Here is a 19297-nt window from a genome sequence, read left to right on the forward strand (position 1 = left end):
GTGTGTTGGCATTGCCTTCAGGCGCGCAGCACCAGCGCGCCGACGGTGCGGCGCGACTCCAGCCGCGCGTGCGCTTCGGCGGCCGCCTCGAGCGCATGAGTCTCGATCGGCGGCACTTTCAGCGCGCCGGTGTCGATGGCGGCCCACAGGCGCTCGGCGCGCTCGACGAGGGCCTCGCGGCTGGCGATGTAGTGAAACAGCACCGGGCGCGAGAACGTCAGCGACTTCTGCACCAGCCACTCCGGCGAGATCGGCGCCAGCGGTCCGCTGGCCTGGCCCAGGCTGATCCAGTGGCCGCAGCGCGCCAGCGCGGCATGGTTCTCTTCCCGCGCCGCTTCGCCGAGGCCGTCGACGATCACTTCGGCGCCGTCGGGCCAGGCGCCGTGCAGCGCCTGGGCAAAGCGGTGCTCGGGGGTGACGATGACTTCTTCGCAGCCGTGCTCGCGCGCCACGCGCGCCTTCTCGTCGCTCGACACGGTGCCGATCACGCGCGCCCCGAGTTGCCGCGCCCACGCGCACAGCAGCAGGCCGACGCCGCCGGCCGCCGCGTGCACCAGCAATCGCATGCCGGGGCGCACACGGGCCAGGTCGCGCAGCACGACGTCGGCGGTCAGGCCCTTCAGCAGGACCGACGCGGCCACCGTCTCGTCGATGCCGGGCGGCAGCCGCAGCACCGACACGGCAGGCACGCATCGCAGGTCCGTGTAGGCACCGGGTGCCGCGGCGACATAGGCCACGCGATCGCCGGGCAGCAGGCCCAGCGCACCCTCCCCCGCATCGAGCACGGTGCCGGCGGCCTCCAGTCCCGGCACGCCGGGCAGCGGCAGCGCCTGCGGAATCCAGCCCCGGCGCAGGTAGACATCGAAGAAATTGACGCCGATTGCGCGCTGCCGGATGCGTACCTCGCCCGCCTGCGGCGCGGCGCACTCGGCGGCCTCCGCTCGCAGCTCGCCGGCCTCGCCGTAGCGTCGCACGATGATCTGCCGCGACGGCAGCGGCAGCGCGCGCGGCAGCGGGGTTCCGGCCGCATGCCGGCCCGACGCCGACGGGGCGGGACGCAGGTCGCCGCCCTGTCGCAGGTGCCGGCGCAGGTTCTCGAAACCCGCCTCGTACACCTGGGTCGCGACCATCTCGCGCAGCGCCCGTTCCTCGCCGGGCGGCGTCGCGAAGGTCGATTCCCAGTGCCAGAACGTGCGGTTGCCGTCGGTCACCGGCTTGAGCGTCAGCGTCGCGACGTAACGCTGCAAAGGCACGGTGGCCTCGACGATGCAATAGGTGCTGCGGTGCTCGCGGTCCGACAGCGCCAGCAGCTGCTCGCGGATGCGGTTGCCGTCCTTCAGCGTGAAGCTGCGTACGCAGCCCACCTGGTCGCTGCGTTCGCCGCCCTCGATGCGGCTGGCCTCGACCACGCCGTGCCACTGGTCGTGGCTGTTGAAGTCACGCAGCACCGCCCACACGCGCTCGATCGGCGCGTCGATGACCGTGGAGCGAACGACCTTCTGCAGCATCGCGGGGTTCGTTGCTTCTCAGGCCCGGCCGGCCACGCGCCAGGCGGCGGCGCCGCCGGCGAACTGCTTCTTCAGCGCATCGAAGCCGGCCTGGAAGACGCCCTGGCCGATCAACTCCGCCAGCGCGCTCTCGCGCGACGGATCGCAGTCGAACTCGGCGCTCCACTCGGCAAAGCAGCGGTTGCCGTCGGTCACCGGCGTGAGCTTCAGCGTGGCGGTGTAGTCGGCCACGCCCATCGGGCTCTCGAGGATCTCGTAGGTGCAGCTGTAGTCGTAGTCGGACAGCGCAAGCAGTCGCTCGCGGATCAGGCCGCCGTCGCGAGTGTGGAAGTGCCGGATGCAGCCGATGCGATCACTCGGCTCACCGTTCTCGATGCGGCTGTCGGCAATGCCCGGGTGCCACTGCGGCAACGCATTGAAATCGCGGATGCGCGACCACACCGAATCACCGCTGGCCTCGATCACGCTGGAAACGTAGACGCGGATCACGCAATGTCACTCCTTGGCGCGTGTGGTCGTCGGCGCCGGTGGCAACGCGGCAGCGCCGCCGGTCGCACCGTTGACCAACTGGTGGATGTCGCCGCCTGCCAAGCCGATCTCGCGCAGCAGCTGGTCGACGATCGGCGCCTGCGCGCGGAAGCGCAATGCCGAGTTGACGACGCTGTCGGAGAAGCTCGCATGGCTGCCGTCGGCACCGTTCGTGACCCCGCCGCCGCCCAGCCCGTCCACGTGCAGGATCTTGATGCCCTCGATGCGCTCCATCGGCCGCACGGCCTCGCGGATGATGGCCTCGGCCTTCTCGACCAGCTTCAGCCGCAGCACCGACGCGCGCGCCTCCGGCGACAGCACGTTCTGCGCCTCGTTCATCAGGCGCAGCGCCTCGGCCTCGATCTCGGCCCGCACGCGCACCGCCAGCGCCTTGATCTTGTCGGCATCGGCATCGGCTTCGGCCTGCGCGCGGATCGCCGCGCCGCGGTCGTCGCTGGCGTCCTTCTCGGCGCGTGCCGCCGATGTCAGGCGCAAGGCCTCGCGCTCCGCCGACTGCGCGGCGCCGATCAGATCGATGGCCTTGCGCCGTTCCGCGGCCTCGACGTCACGCGCGGTGAACACCTTCTCCTCGGCGGACACGGCTTCGGCGCGCGCCTTGTCGGCCGCCGCCTGCGCCAGCGACTGCACCTCGCTCTCGCGCGCGACGGCGATCGCGCGCTGCTGCTCGGCCAGCTCCATCGCCTGCCGGCGCTCGATCTCGGCGGCCTGGATCGTGCGTTCCTTGGCGATGCGTTCAGCCTCGGTGCTCTGCTCCGAACGGATGCGCGCGGTGTCGATCGTCTGCTTGGCCGTGATCTGCGCGTGCTCGGCGTCCTGCTCGCGCTGCGCGCGCTCGGTGGCCACCTCGGCGCGCTGGCGGGCGCGGGCGATCTCGACCTCGCGCTGCTGCTCGAGGCGCGCGTACTCGCTGTCGCGGTCGATCTCGAGCGAGAGCTTCTCGGCTTCGAGGTTCTTGTTGCGGATGGCCACCAGCGTGTCCTGCTCGACATCGTTGCGCTGCTTCTTGCGGCGCTCGATCTGCTCGGTCAGGCGCGTCAGGCCCTCGGCGTCGAAGGCGTTGCTGGGATTGAAGAACTCCATGCCGGTCTGGTCCAGCTGCGTCAGCGACGCCGCCTCCAGCTCCAGCCCGTTCATCGTCAGGTCGCCGGCCACCGCCTCGCGCACGCGGCGAACATAGCTGCCGCGCTGCTCGTGCAGCTGCTCCATCGTCATCTCGGCCGCCGCGGTGCGCAGCGCGTCGACGAACTTGCCTTCGACCAGCTCCTTCAGCTGCTCGGGCTCCAGCGTGCGCAGGCCCAGCGTCTGCGCCGCCGCGGCCACCGCCTCGGGCTGCGCGGCGACGCGCACGTAGAACTCGGCGATGACGTCCACGCGCATGCGGTCCTTCGTGATCAGCGCCTTGTCGCGGCCGCGGCTGACCTCCAGCCGCAGCGTGTTCATGTTGACCGGGATCACGTCGTGCACGATCGGCAGCACGAAGGCTCCGCCGTCGAGCACCACCTTCTGGCCGCCGAGTCCCGTGCGCACGAACGCGCGCTCCTTGCTGCTGCGCAGGTACAGCCAGTGCAGCAGCCAGACGGCGATGGCGACGACGATCGCGACGACGAGCAGGCCGAGGAGGAAGCTGCCGAATTGGGCGCCGGTCATGGCGGATCTCCTAACGGGTCATCTCGATGAACTGCCGCGTGGTCGCGGTCAGCGCGGTTTCGGTGGGCAGGCGTTCCATCGAGCTGGCGCCGTAGAAGCCGTCGATGGTCGGGCACTGGTTCAGGATGAACTGCGCATCGGCCGGCGTCGCGATCGGGCCGCCGTGGCACAGCACCAGCACCTGCGGATTCACCGCGCGCGCAGCCGCCGCCCAGGCGCGGATGGGTTCGACGCAGTCGGTGAGCGTCAGCGCTGTGCCGGCGCCGATGGCGCCCCCGGTGGTCAGGCCCAGGTGGCAGACCACGATGTCGGCACCGGCCGCGGCCATCGTGCGCGCCTCGGCCTCGTTGAACACGTAGGGCGTGGTCAGCAGGTCCAGCGCGTGGGCGCGTTCGATCAGCTCCACCTCGAGGCCGTAGCCCATGCCGGTCTCCTCGAGGTTGGCGCGGAAGGTGCCGTCGATCAGGCCGACCGTCGGGAAGTTCTGCACGCCCGAGAAGCCAAGCTCGATCAGCTCGCGCAGGAAGCGGTCGCGCACCATGAACGGGTCGGTGCCGTTGACGCCGGCCAGCACCGGCGTGTGCTTCACGACCGGCAGCACCTCGCGCGCCATCTCGAGCACGATGTCGTTCGCGTTGCCGTAGGCCAGCAGCCCGGCCAGCGAACCGCGGCCGGCCATGCGGTAGCGGCCGGAGTTGTAGATCACGATCAGGTCGATGCCGCCCGCTTCCTCGCACTTGGCCGACAGGCCGGTGCCGGCGCCACCGCCGACGATCGGCCGGCCCGCAGCCACCTTGGCGCGCAGGCGCGCGAGCAGCACGTCTCTAGCGATGCGTGGCATGGGGACGCTCCAGCGGACGAACCGTGTGCGGCGCGACCTCGCGCCAGGCGGCGACCAGCGCCAGCGCGAAGGCCTCGTCGTTGATGTGGTGCGGCAGCTTCAGCAGTTGGCGGTCGCTGCCGCCGCGGAACTGCTGCTCGATGGCCGTGAAGAGCGCGCGGTCGGCTTCGGGATCATGGAACGGCTGCCCGGGCGCATCGATCGCCGACACGCCGCCCTCGGGGATCAGGAAGCGCACCGGCCCGCGCATTGCATTGAGCTTGGCCGCCAGGAAGTCGCCAATGCGGCGGCACTCGTCGGGCGTCGTGCGCATCAAGGTGACGTTGGGGTTGTGGCGGACCAGGCGCCGGCCGCGAAAGCGCTCGGGCACGGTGTCCCAGCCGCCGAAGTTCACCATGTCGAGCGCGCCGCAGGACCCCACGTAGGGCAGCGCATGGCGCGCGAAGACGTCGAGCCGGCCGGGGCCGGCCGACAGCACGCCGCCGACGATCTGATCGGCGATCTCGGTGGTCGAGACATCGATCACCCCGGCCAGCAGGCCGGAGTCGGCCAGCTTCTCCATCGACTGCCCGCCGACGCCGGTGGCATGGAAGACCAGCGCATCGACCTCGTCGCCCAGCGCCTTCGTCACCGCCTGCACGCAAGGCGTGGTAACGCCGAACATCGTCAGCCCGATCGCCGGCTTCGTCGCCTGCGACTGCGGCGGCGGGTGCGCGATCATCCCGGCGAGCGCATGGGCCGCATTGGCGAGCACCTTCTCGCTGATGCGGTTGATGCCCTGCACGTCGGTGACCGAATACATCATGCAGATGTCGCTCGGGCCGACGTAGGGGCGCGTGTCGCCGCTGGCCATCGTCGACACCATCACCTTGGGTATGCCGACCGGCAGCGCGCGCATGCCCTGGGTGGCCAGCGTGGTGCCGCCGGAGCCGCCCGCGGAGATCAAGCCGCCCAGGTCGCGCCGCGTCGCGATGAAGCGCTCGAAGGCCAGTGCCATCGCCGTGACCGCGCTGCCGCGGTCGCTGCTGAAGACGGCTGCCTCGCCCTCCGGATGGTGGCGCGCCACCTCGCGCGGGTGCACGCTGGCGGGCGACGGCTTGCCCGAGGTCGCCAGATCGACCGTGACGACGCGCAGGCCCAGCTTGTCCAGGCACTGGCGCAGGTAGAACAGCTCGCGCGCCTTGGTGTCGAAGGTGCCGGCGACATAGGCCGCGCGCGCGCTGCTGGCGGCGACGGGGAAGTCGAACACCTGTGCCGACGATGAGGCCGGGATGTCGGCCCTTTCGGCGGGGCGGGGCATCGCCGCCTGATCCGCTGGGCCGGCCTGGACGCTCATTTCGCGCGGCAGGTCCGTGACCGGTCCGGACACGCCGCCGGTGTTCCAGCGGTTGAAGCCGCGCACGCTGCGCGGCGCCAGCTCGTCCTGCACGGTGGCGCCGTCGCCATGTGCGCGCCGGACGGTGAAGACCCGCACGGCACCGTCGTCGCTTGCCGCGTCGGCCGCCACGTCGTCGCCCGCCTCGCCTTCCTCGTCGGCCGAGCGCACGCCGAGCAGCCGCTCCTGCAGCGGCCGGTCGGCGGCGAGCTGGCGTGCCGGCATCTCGTGCGCGATGCGGCCATTCACCATCACCCCGATGCGGTCGGCGACGTCCATCGCCACGCCCATGTTCTGCTCGATCAGCAGCACCGCGATCTCGCCCTGCGCGGCCAGCGTGCGCAGCGCATCGGCCACCTGCTGCACGATCACCGGCGCCAGGCCTTCGGTGGGCTCGTCCATCACCAGCAGCGTCGGGTTCAGCAGCAGCGCGCGGCCGATCGCCAGCATCTGCTGCTCACCGCCGGACAGCTGCGCGCCGCCATGGCCGCGGCGTTCGGCCAGGCGCGGGAACAGCGTATAGACGCGCTCGGTGTCGCGCTTCTTCGCCGCCACCAGGCGCAGCGTTTCGTCGACGCTCAGCGAGGGCCAGATGCGCCGACCCTGGGGCACATAGGCGATGCCCCGGCGCGTGATGCGGTGCGCGGCCAAGCCCAGGATCTCCTCGCCCGCCAGCTTCACGCTGCCGCGCGCCGGCACCAGGCCGGTGATCGCGTTGCACAGCGTCGTCTTGCCCATGCCGTTGCGGCCGACGATGCCGAAGACGCCGCGATCCAGCACCAGGCTCACACCCTGCAACGCGTGGGCCCGGCCGTAGAACACGTCCAGGCCCTCGATGGCCAGCACCGGCCCTCGACGCGCGCCCGCCGCGCCGCGTTCGACGGCTGCGCCGTGCGTGCGCCCGGCCATCAGTGGCGGCTCCCCATGTAGATCGCCTGCACCTGCGGATCGGACTCGATCTCGGCCGGCGTGCCGGCCCGCAACACGCGGCCGTTGTGCATCACCGTGACGTGTTCGACGACCCGCAGCGCGATGTCGAGGTCGTGCTCGATCAGCACGAAGCTCATGTGCGCCGGCAGCGAGCGCAGCAGCAGCACCAGCTCGCGCCGTTCGGCCGGCGACAGGCCCGCGGCCGGCTCGTCGAACAGGATCAGGCGCGGCGCGCCGGCCAGCGCCATGCCGATCTCGAGCTGGCGCTGCTGGCCGTGCGCCAGGTTCGCGACCAGCTCGTCGGCCAGGTGCGTGAGCCGCGCGCGCTCGAGCAGGTCCTGCGTCATGCGGCGCGACGCGTGCGACGGGCGTGGCCGCCACAGGCTGAAGCGCCCACTGGCGACGCCGCGCACCGCCAGGAACAGGTTGTCGCGCACCGACAGGCCGCGAAACAGCAGCGACGACTGGTAAGTGCGGCGCAGCCCCTTGCGGATGCGCTCGTGCGGCGGCAGCTCGGTGATGTCCTCGCCGAAGAAATGAATGCGCCCCGCGGTGGGCGGGAAGTCGCCGGTGATCGCATTGAACAGCGTCGTCTTCCCGGCCCCGTTCGAGCCCAGGATGGCTGCCTTCTGCCCCGCCGCGACGGTCAGCGACACCTCGTCGACGGCGCGCAGCGCGCCGAAGGCCCGCGTCACGCCGTCGAGCACGAGCGCGTCGTTCGACGACAGCGGCGCGCGCGCCGACGGCGCCGCCACCGCGGCGCGCCGCAGGGCCGTGGAAGGCATCAACGAAGCCATCGGTCGGGCAACTCAGGGGCAGGCCGGGACGTCGCGCGAGCCGATCTGGAAGTCCTCCTTCTTCATGCCCAGCATCTGCTCGACGCCGTCGACCTTGCTGTGCACCTTGTTGAAGAGGTTGCCCTGTGCGTCCTTGACGACCTCGGTCACGAAGGTGGTGCCGATGGCCTGCCGGTTGCCGTCCAGCCGGACGTCGCCGTTGGGGGTCTTCAGCGTCATCTTCGACAAGGCCTCGCGCAGCTTGGCCTGGTTGTTGGACAGGTCGCCGTTGACGGCAGCCAGGCCGTCCAGCGCCGCCTTCATGTTGACGTAGTAGACATAGGCGAACAGGCTCGGGCTCGGGAAGCCGCCCTGCGCCACCGGATAGGTCTTCTGGTAGTCGGCGACGAAGGCCTTCCAGTCGGCCCCGTCGTAGGCATCGGCCAGCGGCCCGGCCGACAGCGTGCCGACGAGCGACTCGCGGCGCTTGCCGCGGTAGTTCAGCACGTCCTGGCTGACGGTGATCGAGCCGCCCATGATCGGCTTGTCGCCGCCCGAGGCCTCGTACTGGTTCAGGAAGTTCACCGCATCGGCGCCGCCCAGCACCACCAGCAGCGCGTCGACGTCGTTCGGGATCTTGGCGATCACCGACGAGTAGTCCTTGCCGCCCAGCGGCACCCACGCCTTCGCAGGCACCTTGCCGCCCGCCCTGCAGTACTCGGACATGAAGCCCTGCACCTGCGAGTAGGGGAACGCATAGTCCTCGGCGATCACCATCGTGCGCTTGTAGCCCTTGGCCATCGCGGCCTTGCCGAGGCCCACCATCCACTGCGCGCCCTCGGTGTTGAAGCGGAAGAAGTTGCTGCTGGGGTTGACCAGCGTGGTGGCCTGCGCGCCCGATCCGCCGTTGATGAAGGTCACCTGCGGCTGCGTCTTCGAGTAGTCCTTGACGGCGATGCCCTCGCCGCCCGACAGCGGGCCGACCATGATGTCGACCTTGTCCTGCTCGACCAGCTTGCGCGTCGCATTCACGGCGACATCGGGCTTGGCGTCCGACGAGGCCTTGATGATCTCGATCTTGCGGCCGGCGACCACGCCGCCGCGCTGCTTCACGGCCAGTTCGGCGCCGCGCATGCCGTCGGCGCCGCCGGCGGCGAACGGCCCTTCCAGCGTCGCCAGCAGGCCGATCTTCACCGGCTGCCCCTGGCTCCAGGCCGCGCCGCCCACCGCCGCCATGGCCGCGGCGCCGAGGATCGATCGAATCCAGATTCGCTTTGTCAGGTTCACGGTTGTCTCCTTCAGGGGGAATGGGCGCCTGGGTTGGACGCGAAGCGCGAGCGCAGCTTCGCCCACAGACCGAGCAGGCCGTCGGGGGAAAACAGCACGATGGCGAGGAACACGACGCCGATGACGAGGTTGAAGCGTTCGCGGTCGATCAGGTCGATCGCGAAGGTCTGCAGCAGCACGAAGACGATGGCGCCGAGGAAGGCGCCAATCGGGTGCCGCATGCCGCCGAGCACGGCGATGACGAGGATGTTGATCAGCCAGGAGGTGTGCACCGACCCCGGCGTGATCAGGCCGTTGTACCAGACCAGCAGCACGCCGCCGACCGCGGCGATCAGGCCCGCCAGCGCGTAGGCGGCGACGCGGTGCGCGACGACGTGGAAGCCTAAGGCGGCCATGCGCCGCGGGTTGTCGCGGATGCCCTGCAGCGCGATGCCGAAGGGCGTGCGCACGGTCCAGCGCACCAGCGCATAACCCGCGAGTGCACAGGCCAGCGACAGGAAGTAGAACGGCAGCGGGCTGCGCCAGTCGATGCCCAGCACCTTCGGCGGATACACCTCGCGCAGGCCCTGGAAGCCGTTGAAGAGCGTGTAGTTCTGCAGCACCAGGTAGTAGAACGCCACGCCGATGGCCAGCGTGATCATGATCGTGTAGATACCCTCGGTGCGCACCGACAGCCAGCCGATCAGCGTTGCTGCGGCAGTCGCGATCAGCAGCGTGGCCGGAATCGCGGCCCACCACGGCCACTGATGGCTGATGTCGGCGCCGCTGCTGGTGCCGAGGATCGCGAGCGAATAACCCGCAATGCCGGCGACCGTCATCTGCGCCAGCGACACCATGCCGCCGTAGCCGCCGAGGAAGGTCAGCGACAGCGCGACGAGGCCGAGCACCAGCGACTGCCCAGCGACCTGGAAGGTGATGAAGGGCGTCGCGACGAAGGGGAACACGAGCAGCGCAAGCAGCACCAGCACGCGGCGGGGATTGAACACGCGGCGCCACGACTCGAGCCGGCTCGCGGGTGCGACCGGAGGCAACTGGACCGCAGCAAGCGGCACACGCGGCATGCCAGGCCGCGACCGCGCCGCCGACGCGGCCGCGCCGCTGTTCATCGCCTTGCGCCAGTCGGCCGCGGCCATGTCAAGCTGCTTTCCCCATGATGCCGCGCGGCCGGAACGCCAGCACCAGGATCAGGATGATGAAGGTGAAGACCACGCTGTAGGTCGGCGCGTAGGCCAGGCCGTAGGTCTCCGCCAGCCCCAGGATCGCCGCGCCGATGGCCGCACCGATGACGCTGCCCATGCCGCCGACGATCACCACGATCAGCGACGCCAGCAGCAGGCGCGTGTCCTCGCCCGGCACCATCGACAGCTCCACCGCGCCGATCACGCCGCCAAAGCCCGCGAGCCCCGCGCCCAGCATGAAGGTGATCGCGAACACCAGGTTCACGTTGACGCCGGCCGCCGCCAGCATGCCGCGGTCGTCGACGCCGGCGCGAATCATCATGCCCACGCGGGTGCGGTTCAGAAGCCACCACAGCCCGACGCCGATGGCCAGGCCGAAGCCGAGCAGGCTGAGTCGGTAGGCCGAATAGGCCTTGATCAGCGGGATGTCGCGGATCGGTCCCTGCAGCCAGGCCGGCGCTTCCATCTGGTGTACCTGGCCGGTGAAGATCCACATCAGCACGTCGGCGATGACGATGGACAGGCCGATCGTCACCATCGTCTGCCGCAGGTCCTCGCCCTGCATGTGGCGCAGGATCAGCCACTGGATCAGCAGGCCGGCGATGGCCGCCGCCGCGAAGCCCGCCGCCAGCGCCAGGATCCACCAGCCGGTCTTCTCGGCGACGATGAATGCGACGTAGCCGCCCAGCAGGTACAGCGAGCCGTGCGCCAGGTTGACGTTGCGCATCAGCCCGAAGACGAGCGTGAAGCCGCTGGCCACGATGAAGTACAGCGAGGCCAGTGTCAGGCCGTTCAGCATCGTGATCAGGTAGAGGCGCGGATTGTCGAACAGCGCCCAGGCCGAGAAGGCCAGCAGCGGTCCGCCGACCAGCAGCCACGTGAGGATCGCAGCGCGAGACGTCATGCCGCACGACTCCAGCGCCGTTCGTCAGCGATCTCCGGCGACTTGGCGAAGACGCCGTCCTTCATCACCGCCAGGATGCGCTTCGGGTCGCGCAGGATCGCGATGTTGGCCAGCGGGTCGCCATCCACCAGCAGCAGGTCGGCCAGGTGACCTTCCTTCACCTGCCCGAGCTCGTGCGCGCGCATCATGATCTGGCCGCCGTAGAGGGTGGCGCTGCGGATGGCCTCGGCCGGCGTGAAGCCGAGGTACTTGACGAAGAACTCGAGGTCGCGCGCGTTCTGGCAGTGCGGCGTGAACGCGAAACCGTAGTCGCCGCCGGGCAGCACGCGCACGCCGCGCCGATGCATGGCTTTGAGCGACTCGATGGCCGCGTCCCATTCGCGCTGGTAGCCCATCGCCACCGCCTTGGCGTTCGTGATGCCCCAGGGCTCGGCCTCGTGCAGCATCGCGTACAGGATGGCGATGCCGGGCGCGACGAAGACGCGGTCCTTCGCCGCCTCCAGCATGTCCAGCGTCTCCTCGTCGGTGTAGCTGGCGTGGTAGATCACGTCGATGCCATGGCGCAGCGCCTGCTTCACCGACGCCGCCGAGCGCGCATGCGCGGTGCCGCGCTTGCCGCGAACGCGCACCTCGTCCATCGCCGCGGCCACCTCGGCGTCGCTCATCCAGGTCGTCTCGGCGGGCGACTGCGGCGTGAAGTTGTCGCCCGACAGGTTCAGCTTGATCGAGTCGACGCCGTACTTGAGGAACAGGCGCACGACCTTGCGCATCTCGTCGGCCGAGTTGACGTTGACGCCGAAGCTGAACTCGGGAAACGGCAGGTGCGGCAGCGTCTCGTCGCCCAGGCCGCCGGGCACCGTGATCTCCTGGCTGGCCGCGAGGTAGCGCGGACCGGGGATCTGCCCGGCATTGATCGCGTTGCGGATCACGACGTCGAGCCGCGGCTTCGCGCAGGCTGCGCCGACGCAGGAGGTGAAGCCGGCTTCCAGGTAGCGCCGCGCCACCTTGGCGCACCACAGCACGTGCTCCTCCAGCGGCATGCGCTGGATGGCGTCGAGCGTGGCGGCATCGTTCCACGAGAAGTGCGTGTGCGCCTCGCACATGCCGGGCATCAGCGTCGCGCCGGCGCCGTCGATCACGGTCGCGCCGGCCGGCGCCGCGGCGGCCAGCGAGCGCCCGACCGAGCGGATGCGCTCGTCCTGCACCAGCACGCTGCCGGCATAGGGCATGGCGCCACTGCCGTCGAGGATGCGGACATTGGTGAACAGCACCGTGGCCATCGAGAGCCTCCCTTCAGGCCGCCCAGCGGGTCGTGCGCGCCGCGCGCACGGGCGGTGCGCGGTGGAACTCGCCGTCCTTCATGACGGCCAGGATGCGGGCCTTGTCCTGCAGCACCGTGATGTCGGCCAACGGATCGCCGTCGATCAGCAGGATGTCGGCCAGGCAGCCCTCGCGCAGGTAGCCCAGTTCCTTGCCGCGGCCCATCATCGGGCCGCCCCACGCGGTGGCCGACAGCAGGGCCTCCATCGTGCTCATGCCCACGTATTTCACGAAGTATTCGAGGTCCTTCGCATTGGTGCCATGCGGCGTCCAGGCGAAGCCGTAGTCGCCGCCAGGCAGGATGCGCACGCCGCGCCGGCGCAGCGCCTTCATCGTCTCGACGGCCGCCTCCAGCTCGCGGTGGTAGCCCATCTTGCGGGTCACCTCGGGCGTCAGGCCCCACGCGGACGCGTGGTGGCAGGTGTTGATCAGCCAGGCCAGCCCGGGCGCGATGAAGTGCGCCATCTTGTGCGCTTCCAGCAGGTCCAGCGCTTCCTCGTCGGCGAAGCTCGCGTGGTAGATCACCTCGATGCCGTGGCGCACGCACTGCTTGATCGACCGCGTCGAGCGCGCATGCGCCGCGACGCGTTTGCCCCAGGCCTTGGCCTCCTCGACGCAGGTGGCGATCTCGGCCTCGGTGAACTGGCTCATCTCGCTGGGCATGCCGGTGATCGATTCACCGGACAGGTTGATCTTCAGCGAGTCGACGCCGTACTTCGCGAAGATGCGCACGCACTTGCGCATCTCCTCGCAGCCGCTGACCACGGCGCCGAACGCGAACTCGGGCTGCGGCAGGTGCGGCTGCGTGGTGTCGCCCAAGCCCCCGGGCACGGTGATCTCCTGGCTCGCCGCCAGGTAGCGCGGGCCGACGATGGTGCCGTCGTTGATCGCGTTGCGGATCACGACGTCCAGCCGCGGCTTGGCGCAGGCCGCGCCGACACAGGAGGTCCAGCCCATGTCGAGGTAGATCTTCGCCACCTCGGCACACCACAGGATGTGCTCCTCCGGCGGCATGCGCTGGATCGCGTCGAGGCTGGGCTGGTTGTTCCACGAGAAGTGCGTGTGGGCCTCGACCATGCCCGGCATCAGAAAGGCGCCAGCACCATCGACCACGGTCGCGCCGGCCACCGGCGCGCTGCGCAGCCCGGCACCGCTCTTCACGACGTGCGTGATGCGGTTGCCCTGCACCAGCACCTCGCCATTGAACGGCCTGTCGCCGCCGCCGTCGAAGACCCGCACGTTGGTGAAGAGCACGTTGGCCATGCCGGATCTCCTCAGGAACGCACCGAGGCCAGGAAGTCGCGCAGCTCGCGAGCGCACTCGTCGGGGCGCTCGATCGGCGTCCAGTGACCGCAGCGATTGAGCACCACCGTGCGCACACCGGCGCTGCCGCCGAGGCGTTCGGCCATCGCCCGCACGGCCTGCGGCGGCGCGACGGTGTCCTCGTCGCCGGTGACCAGCAGCACCGGCGCGCGAATCTCCTCGACTGCGGCGGCGGGCGCGTCGGCCAGGGCCTCGCAGCTGCGCGCGTAGCCGTCCGGGTCCTGCCGCATCAGGCTCTCGCGCACGAAGGCCGCGACCGCCGGATGGCGGCGGCGCGAATCGGCCGACGTGGCGCCGTTCATCAAGGTCTGCGCGATGTCCTGCATGCCGGACGGCCCCTCGCTGCGCGCCTTGCCGGCCCGGGTCCGGATCGCCGCGCGCGCCGCTTCGGCCGGGCTGATCAGCGGTCCGAACAGCGCGAGGCAACGCACCAGCTTCGGCGTCTCGACCGCCAGGTGCTGGCAGACGATCGTGCCCATCGAGTGACCCACCAGGTGCGCCCGCGTGATGCCCAGCCTCGCGCACACCGTGCGCACGCATTCCGCGAAACGCGCGATGCTCAGCACGCCGCTGACGGCCGACGACCGTGCGCTGCCGGGCAGGTCGAGCCGCAGCACGCGCTGGCCGGCCAGCGCAGGCATCAGCGCAGTGAACGAGTTGCTGCTGCCACCGAGGCCATGCACGCAGACCACGGCGTCGCCCTCGCCTTCATCCTCGACCGCGACCTTGTCGACCCAGTGCAGCGTCATCGTGCGTCACCCGACGTGGTCGAACAGGTTCTCGATCGCACCGATGCCGTCGATCTCGATGCGGAAGCGGTCGCCCGCGACCAGCCATTTCGGCGGCTGGAATCCCATGCCGACGCCCGAGGGCGTGCCGGTCGCGATGACGTCGCCGGGGTACAGCGTGATGCCGCGCGAGCAGGTCTCGATCAGCGTCGGGATGTCGAAGATCATGTCCTTCGTGCGGCCGTCCTGGCGCAGTTCGGGCTCGGCGTTGCGGGCCATCAGCCAGCCGCGCACGCGCGTGTCGCGGCCGTCGAGCTCGTCGGCGCTGACGATGCACGGGCCCATCGGCAGGAAGGTGTCGAAGCTCTTGCCGAGGTCCCACTGCTGGTGCCGCACCTGCACGTCGCGCGCGCTGACATCGTTGACCACCGTGTAGCCGAACACGTGGTCGATCGCCCGCGAGCGCGGAATGTCGCGACCGCCGCGGCCGATGACCACCGCCAGCTCGGACTCATAGTCGATCTGCAGCGTCACCTGCGCGCCCGGCAGGCGCACGGTGTCGTACGGGCCGGCGATGCACTCGCCGAGCTTGGTGAACACGATCGGCCAGGTGTCCTTCTCGGGCAGGCTGTCGCGGAAGACGGTGGTGGCCAGCTCCTCGGCATGCGCGCGGTAATTGCGGCCGGCGCAGAACACGCTGCGCAGGGGCCGGGGCAGCGGCGCGCCCAGCGTGACGGCGGCGGTGGGCAGTCGCGCGCCGGAGGGCGGCGGCAGCGGCTCGCCGCGGGCCAGCGCCTGGATCAGCGGCAGCGCGCCGAGCGCGGGCTGCGCTGCGCCCAAGGGCGTCACTTCGCGGCCGTCGCGTGACAGCAGGCCGACGTGCGGCCGTCCGCCCCAATTCCAGTGGGCCAAGCGCATGCAGTTTGTCTCCTGACGTCCGCCGCGGGCCTTCGGTCCGGCGATGGGTTGCGTGCGCCTTGCGCGGCTGCCGGGAAACTGCTGGTGGCCGTGAGACGCCGTGCCGCAATTGAGACTTGCGTCTCAAATCGGAACCGGCGCATCATACGGGCCGCCGCCGATGCCCATCAAGAGAAGGGCCCGCCGCAAAGCACCCGGAATAACCCGCATGGCCCGACCCAAACTGCGCGTCACCGAACCGCCCCAGCCGCCGGCACGGGGCGTCAAGGCGGCCACCTGGAACCTGCTGCTCGACACCGGGATGCGCCTGATCCAGGAGCTGGGCCACATTCCTTCGGTCGCCGAAGTGGCGGTCCGGGCCAAGGTGTCTCGCGCCACGGCGTACCGCTACTTCCCCAGCCGAAGCGCGCTGGTCACGGCGGTGATCGACACCTCGCTCGGGCCGGTGCGGCGTTTCGCGTCCGACGCGCCCGATGGCCGGGAGCGCGTGCACGAGCTGTTCGTCAAGACCTTCCCGCGCTTCAAGGAATTCGAGGCGCAGCTGCGCGCGGCCGCGCAGCTGACGCTGGAGCAGTGGGCGCTGGAGCGTGCCGGTCTGCTGGAAGAGGAGCCTTACCGCCGCGGCCACCGGGTGCGCATCCTGGAACACGCCATCGCGCCGCTGGCGGCGCAGCTGTCGCCCGCCCTGCACGACCGGCTGCACCGCGCGCTGTCGGTCGTCTACGGGATCGAGCCGTACATCATCCTGAAGGACATCTGGGGCCTGGGCGACCGCGAGGTCGAGCGCACCGCGCTGTGGATGGCCGACGCACTGATCGATGCCGCGCTGCGCGAAGCCGCACCGGCGGCGCGCTCGCCGCGGCCGAACGGTGCGCGTACCGCCGCGCGCGGCAACGGCGATGCGCGGCGTTCCTCATCGACTGCGCCGGCAACCGCCGCGCCGGCCCGGCGCATGAAATGACCTGGCGACGCCCTCGCGCCAGGGCCCGGCCACGCGTCAATCGCCGACCCAACGCAGTGCAGAGGCGTGCAGGTGAGCCCGCATCGCCGCTTGTGCGGCAATCGGGTCGCGCAGCTCGACGGCCCTCAGCACGGCTTCGTGTTCCTGGAGGGCGACTTTCCAGGTGCGCTTGCTCTCGAAGCGCGAGCTGATCTTGGCCGAGATCGGGCTGTGCCGCTCGTCGAACAACTCTCCGACGAGTCTGATCAGGACCGCGTTGCCCGTCACTTCTGCCAGAGTCAAGTGGAACTGGCGATCGAGGTCGACGCGCGTCTGACGGCGATCGATCTCCGACGTCATGCCCTTCAGGATGTCGCGCAGCCGCGCCAATTGCATGTTATTGATGCGGGCGCAGGCCAGGACCACCACTTCGCCCTCGATGACCGAGCGCGCCTCCATGAGCTGACTCGGGCTCTCGCCCATCGCGGCGGTCCTGGCTGGCGCGGCGCCCGGCTTGGCGGCCGAGACATAGACGCCTGACCCACCGCGCACCTCGACGCGCCCTTCGACGTCCAGAGCGATCAGCGCCTCGCGCAGCGAGGGGCGCGAAACGCCGAGCTGCACGGCCAGATCGCGCTCCGGCGGCAGCCGCATGCCGGTCTCGAAACCGCCCTGATCGATCAGTTCGCGAATCTGGTCTGCGATCTGCTGATAGAGCCGACGCGACTCAACCGCCTTGAACTGGAACGCCATGACGCTGCGACGAAGTGACCGACGCCGCATTATCGGCGCGCGCTGGCCGCAGTCACCGCGCCAGCCCTGCGGCCAGTGGTGGAACTGGTAAGACCTCTTTACAACGGCGGTAAAGTGGCCTTACCCTGCGTCGGGTCTCGGCCATCTGGCCAGACCAATTCCGCAACCACCGGGGAGCTGCCCATGTGCGCTGGCAGAGGTCTCGATCGCCATCGCCGCTGGCCTGCCGAGCGAAGCTGACCGCATGCGCTACGAGCTCGCGTTCTCGGCACCGCTGGCGTACTGGCAGGAACTGCTGGCGGGCGCAGTGACCACGCTGGGCCTGTCGGTCGCCGCCACCGTGCTCGGCTTCGGCCTCGGGGTGGCCTGCGCCATTGCGCGCACCGGTCGCTCGCGCGCCGCTTCAGCCGTGGCAAGTGCCTACGTGGAAGGGATCCGCAACACACCGCTCCTGGTGCAGATCTTCATCGTCTACTTCGGCCTGGCTTCGCTCGGCATCAGGCTCGGCGCGTTCACGGCGGCGATCCTGGCGCTGGTCGTCAACGTCGGTGCCTACACCGCGGAAATCATCCGTGCGGGGATCGAGTCGGTTCCGCGCAGCCAGCGCGAAGCCGGCGAGTGCCTGGCGCTCGGGCGCTGGCAATTGCTGCGTCACGTGATCCTGCCGCCGGCGATCGAGCGCGTGTGGCCGGCGCTCACGAGCCAGTACGTGCTGCTGATGCTCGCCTCGTCGATCACCTCGCAGATCTCGACCGAGGAGTTGACGGCGGTCGCCAATCGCGTGCAGTCGGACACCTTCCGCTCGATCGAGACCTACCTGATCGTCGCCGCCGCGTACCTCGCGTTGTCGCTGTTGCTCCGCGCGTTGTTCTGGGCGGCGGCAAGCGCGGCATTCCCGCGCCGCCGCCGCCTGGGGACACCGCTGTGACCGGCCTGACCAGCGATCAGTTGCTGTTCCTGCTGCGCGGCTTCGGCTGGACCATCGTGCTGTCACTGCTGGCCTTCGCGGGTGGCGGGGCGCTCGGCTTCGTGCTGGCGCTGACCCGGGTGTATGCCGCACGGCCGCTGCGCACGCTGGCGATGCTCTACATCAAGCTGATCCAGGGCACGCCGCTGCTGATCCTGCTGTTCCTGACCTACTTCGGGCTGCCGGCCCTCGGTCTGGCCGTCGAGCCGCTCGTGGCCGCGGCGATCGGCCTGTCGACCTACGTGTCGGCCTACCTCGGCGAGATCTGGCGCGGCAGCCTCGAAGCGGTTCCCCGCACGCAGGAGGAGGCGGCCGCCTGTCTGGCGCTCAGCTGGCACCAGCGCCTGGTCCACGTGATCCTGCCCCAGGCCGTGAAGATCGCCACGCCGCCGACGGTCGGTTTCATGGTGCAGATCGTCAAGAACACTTCGCTGGCATCGGCGATCGGCTTCGTCGAGATGGTGCGCGCCGGTCAGATGATCAACAACGCGACCTTCCGCCCGTTCATCGTTTTCGTGCTGATCGCGGCGCTGTACTTCGTGCTGTGCTATCCGCTGTCGGCCTGGAGCCGGCGCCTCGAACGGAGCTTCGATGTCGCCCATCGTTGAGGTCGAGGCGGTGTGCAAGCGCTTCGGCATGGCCAGCGTGCTCGAGGGCGTGTCGTTCCAGGTGCGCGCCGGATCGGTGGTGGCGATCATCGGCCGCAGCGGCTCGGGCAAGAGCACCGCGCTGCGCTGCATCAACCGCCTCGAGACCATCGACTCAGGCCGCATGCGGGTCTGCGGGCACGACCTGAGGTCGCCCGCGCTGGACGTGAACCGCCTGCACCGCGACGTCGGCATCGTGTTCCAGAGCTACAACCTGTTCCCGCACCTGACGGCCGAAGAGAACGTCATGCTCGCGCCGCGTCTCGTGCTCAGGCTGCCGCGCACCGAGCAGCGCGAGCTCGCCGCGCACGTGCTGTCGCAGGTGGGCCTGGCCGACAAGGCGCGGTCGTACCCGTCGCAACTCTCCGGCGGCCAGCAGCAGCGCGTGGCGATCGCACGGTCACTGGCGATGACGCCGAAGCTGATGCTGTTCGACGAGATCACCTCGGCGCTCGATCCCGAGCTCACCGGCGAGGTGCTCAAGGTCATCGAGGGCCTGGCCCGCGACGGCATGTCGATGATCCTCGTCACGCACGAGATGGCCTTCGCGCGCCAGGTCGCCGACCACGTGATCTTCATGCACCGCGGCAAGGTGTGGGAAGAAGGTCCCGCCGCCATGCTCGATGCACCGCTGACCGACGAACTGCGCCAGTTCCTGGGCAAGACGGTCTCCGAGGCCGCGCCCCTGCTCCACCACCCCAAGGAG

At 70.1% G+C, this 19297-nt stretch carries 17 protein-coding genes and 2 pseudogenes; 4 read left to right on the top strand and 15 right to left on the bottom strand.

The genetic code is table 11. From position 1 onward, the window contains the following. Window positions 1-17: 17 nt before the first annotated feature. The 14 genes and pseudogenes from HLB44_RS17540 to HLB44_RS17600 all read right to left on the bottom strand — a co-directional run bounded on the left by HLB44_RS17540 (window position 18) and on the right by HLB44_RS17600 (window position 15284). Window positions 18-1508: an SRPBCC family protein gene (locus HLB44_RS17540; protein ID WP_173124857.1), complete on the bottom strand. Its 1491-nt coding sequence runs from the start codon at window positions 1506-1508 to the stop codon at window positions 18-20. An 18-nt stretch (window positions 1509-1526) separates the two neighbouring features. Further along, on the bottom strand, window positions 1527-1997 hold the full coding sequence (locus HLB44_RS17545) for an SRPBCC family protein (protein WP_173124859.1): 471 nt from the start codon (window positions 1995-1997) through the stop codon (window positions 1527-1529). A gap of 6 nt (window positions 1998-2003) precedes the next feature. Next, window positions 2004-3704 carry a flotillin family protein gene (locus HLB44_RS17550; RefSeq protein ID WP_173124861.1) on the bottom strand — a complete coding sequence of 567 codons (1701 nt, stop codon included), beginning with the start codon at window positions 3702-3704 and terminating at the stop codon, window positions 2004-2006. A gap of 10 nt (window positions 3705-3714) precedes the next feature. Next, window positions 3715-4545 carry a phosphoenolpyruvate hydrolase family protein gene (locus HLB44_RS17555; protein ID WP_173124863.1) on the bottom strand — a complete coding sequence of 277 codons (831 nt, stop codon included), beginning with the start codon at window positions 4543-4545 and terminating at the stop codon, window positions 3715-3717. Next, the gene (locus HLB44_RS36760; protein WP_343051402.1) at window positions 4529-5794 is read right to left on the bottom strand and encodes a Tm-1-like ATP-binding domain-containing protein; all 1266 of its coding nucleotides are present in this window, start codon (window positions 5792-5794) and stop codon (window positions 4529-4531) included. Before HLB44_RS36760 ends, HLB44_RS17555 begins: the two co-directional genes overlap by 17 nt. A gap of 525 nt (window positions 5795-6319) precedes the next feature. Further along, window positions 6320-6829 (bottom strand): annotated as a pseudogene (locus HLB44_RS37890) (ABC transporter ATP-binding protein); the annotation flags it as partial. Next, entirely contained in the window at window positions 6829-7635 is an 807-nt protein-coding gene (locus tag HLB44_RS17565; RefSeq protein ID WP_173124867.1) for an ABC transporter ATP-binding protein, read from the bottom strand. The gene HLB44_RS17565 and the pseudogene HLB44_RS37890, both read right to left, overlap by 1 nt. 24 nt (window positions 7636-7659) lie before the next feature. After that, the gene (locus HLB44_RS17570) at window positions 7660-8913 is read right to left on the bottom strand and encodes an ABC transporter substrate-binding protein (RefSeq protein WP_217283705.1); all 1254 of its coding nucleotides are present in this window, start codon (window positions 8911-8913) and stop codon (window positions 7660-7662) included. A gap of 11 nt (window positions 8914-8924) precedes the next feature. Then, window positions 8925-10046, bottom strand: coding sequence for a branched-chain amino acid ABC transporter permease (locus HLB44_RS17575; RefSeq protein ID WP_217283706.1), 1122 nt, complete (start codon window positions 10044-10046; stop codon window positions 8925-8927). Window position 10047: 1 nt separating this feature from the next. Beyond that, entirely contained in the window at window positions 10048-10995 is a 948-nt protein-coding gene (locus HLB44_RS17580; protein ID WP_173124869.1) for a branched-chain amino acid ABC transporter permease, read from the bottom strand. Beyond that, entirely contained in the window at window positions 10992-12275 is a 1284-nt protein-coding gene (locus HLB44_RS17585; protein ID WP_173124871.1) for a metal-dependent hydrolase family protein, read from the bottom strand. Before HLB44_RS17585 ends, HLB44_RS17580 begins: the two co-directional genes overlap by 4 nt. Before the next feature lie 13 nt (window positions 12276-12288). Then, window positions 12289-13578: a metal-dependent hydrolase family protein gene (locus HLB44_RS17590; RefSeq protein ID WP_173124873.1), complete on the bottom strand. Its 1290-nt coding sequence runs from the start codon at window positions 13576-13578 to the stop codon at window positions 12289-12291. 11 nt (window positions 13579-13589) lie between these two features. Continuing rightward, complete coding sequence (locus HLB44_RS17595) at window positions 13590-14387, bottom strand: alpha/beta fold hydrolase (protein WP_173124875.1); 798 nt, start codon at window positions 14385-14387, stop codon at window positions 13590-13592. A gap of 6 nt (window positions 14388-14393) precedes the next feature. After that, complete coding sequence (locus tag HLB44_RS17600) at window positions 14394-15284, bottom strand: fumarylacetoacetate hydrolase family protein (protein WP_173124877.1); 891 nt, start codon at window positions 15282-15284, stop codon at window positions 14394-14396. A gap of 208 nt (window positions 15285-15492) precedes the next feature. On the opposite strand from HLB44_RS17600, the gene HLB44_RS17605 reads away from it, so the two are divergent. Continuing rightward, complete coding sequence (locus HLB44_RS17605; RefSeq protein WP_173124879.1) at window positions 15493-16245, top strand: TetR/AcrR family transcriptional regulator; 753 nt, start codon at window positions 15493-15495, stop codon at window positions 16243-16245. Between the two features lie 36 nt (window positions 16246-16281). On the opposite strand, the gene HLB44_RS17610 is transcribed toward HLB44_RS17605, so the two are convergent. Further along, complete coding sequence (locus HLB44_RS17610) at window positions 16282-16977, bottom strand: FadR/GntR family transcriptional regulator (protein ID WP_173124881.1); 696 nt, start codon at window positions 16975-16977, stop codon at window positions 16282-16284. Window positions 16978-17221: 244 nt separating this feature from the next. On the opposite strand from HLB44_RS17610, the gene HLB44_RS17615 reads away from it, so the two are divergent. From HLB44_RS17615 to HLB44_RS17625, 3 genes and pseudogenes are all read left to right on the top strand, one after another. Next, window positions 17222-17905: an amino acid ABC transporter permease gene (locus HLB44_RS17615; RefSeq protein WP_173124883.1), complete on the top strand. Its 684-nt coding sequence runs from the start codon at window positions 17222-17224 to the stop codon at window positions 17903-17905. After that, window positions 17902-18552: an ABC transporter permease subunit gene (locus HLB44_RS17620; protein ID WP_173124885.1), complete on the top strand. Its 651-nt coding sequence runs from the start codon at window positions 17902-17904 to the stop codon at window positions 18550-18552. The genes HLB44_RS17615 and HLB44_RS17620 overlap by 4 nt, the downstream gene beginning before the upstream one ends. Further along, a pseudogene (locus tag HLB44_RS17625) lies at window positions 18536-19252 on the top strand (amino acid ABC transporter ATP-binding protein); the annotation flags it as partial. The gene HLB44_RS17620 and the pseudogene HLB44_RS17625, both read left to right, overlap by 17 nt. Window positions 19253-19297: the final 45 nt, after the last annotated feature.

Origin of the sequence: Pseudaquabacterium terrae, from assembly GCF_013266755.1 — a bacterium.
GTDB classification, from domain to species: domain Bacteria; phylum Pseudomonadota; class Gammaproteobacteria; order Burkholderiales; family Burkholderiaceae_C; genus Pseudaquabacterium; species Pseudaquabacterium terrae.

Excerpts from the sequence above, each read along its gene's own strand:
- HLB44_RS17540 (WP_173124857.1), bottom strand. The coding sequence starts at position 1,508 with ATGCTGCAGAAGGTCGTTCGCTCCACGGTCATCGACGCGCCGATCGAG.
- HLB44_RS17550 (WP_173124861.1), bottom strand. The coding sequence starts at position 3,704 with ATGACCGGCGCCCAATTCGGCAGCTTCCTCCTCGGCCTGCTCGTCGTC.
- HLB44_RS17555 (WP_173124863.1), bottom strand. The coding sequence starts at position 4,545 with ATGCCACGCATCGCTAGAGACGTGCTGCTCGCGCGCCTGCGCGCCAAG.
- HLB44_RS17565 (WP_173124867.1), bottom strand. The coding sequence starts at position 7,635 with ATGCCTTCCACGGCCCTGCGGCGCGCCGCGGTGGCGGCGCCGTCGGCG.
- HLB44_RS17575 (WP_217283706.1), bottom strand. The coding sequence starts at position 10,046 with ATGGCCGCGGCCGACTGGCGCAAGGCGATGAACAGCGGCGCGGCCGCG.
- HLB44_RS17580 (WP_173124869.1), bottom strand. The coding sequence starts at position 10,995 with ATGACGTCTCGCGCTGCGATCCTCACGTGGCTGCTGGTCGGCGGACCG.
- HLB44_RS17585 (WP_173124871.1), bottom strand. The coding sequence starts at position 12,275 with ATGGCCACGGTGCTGTTCACCAATGTCCGCATCCTCGACGGCAGTGGC.
- HLB44_RS17590 (WP_173124873.1), bottom strand. The coding sequence starts at position 13,578 with ATGGCCAACGTGCTCTTCACCAACGTGCGGGTCTTCGACGGCGGCGGC.
- HLB44_RS17595 (WP_173124875.1), bottom strand. The coding sequence starts at position 14,387 with ATGACGCTGCACTGGGTCGACAAGGTCGCGGTCGAGGATGAAGGCGAG.
- HLB44_RS17600 (WP_173124877.1), bottom strand. The coding sequence starts at position 15,284 with ATGCGCTTGGCCCACTGGAATTGGGGCGGACGGCCGCACGTCGGCCTG.
- HLB44_RS17605 (WP_173124879.1), top strand. The coding sequence starts at position 15,493 with ATGGCCCGACCCAAACTGCGCGTCACCGAACCGCCCCAGCCGCCGGCA.
- HLB44_RS17610 (WP_173124881.1), bottom strand. The coding sequence starts at position 16,977 with ATGGCGTTCCAGTTCAAGGCGGTTGAGTCGCGTCGGCTCTATCAGCAG.
- HLB44_RS17615 (WP_173124883.1), top strand. The coding sequence starts at position 17,222 with ATGCGCTACGAGCTCGCGTTCTCGGCACCGCTGGCGTACTGGCAGGAA.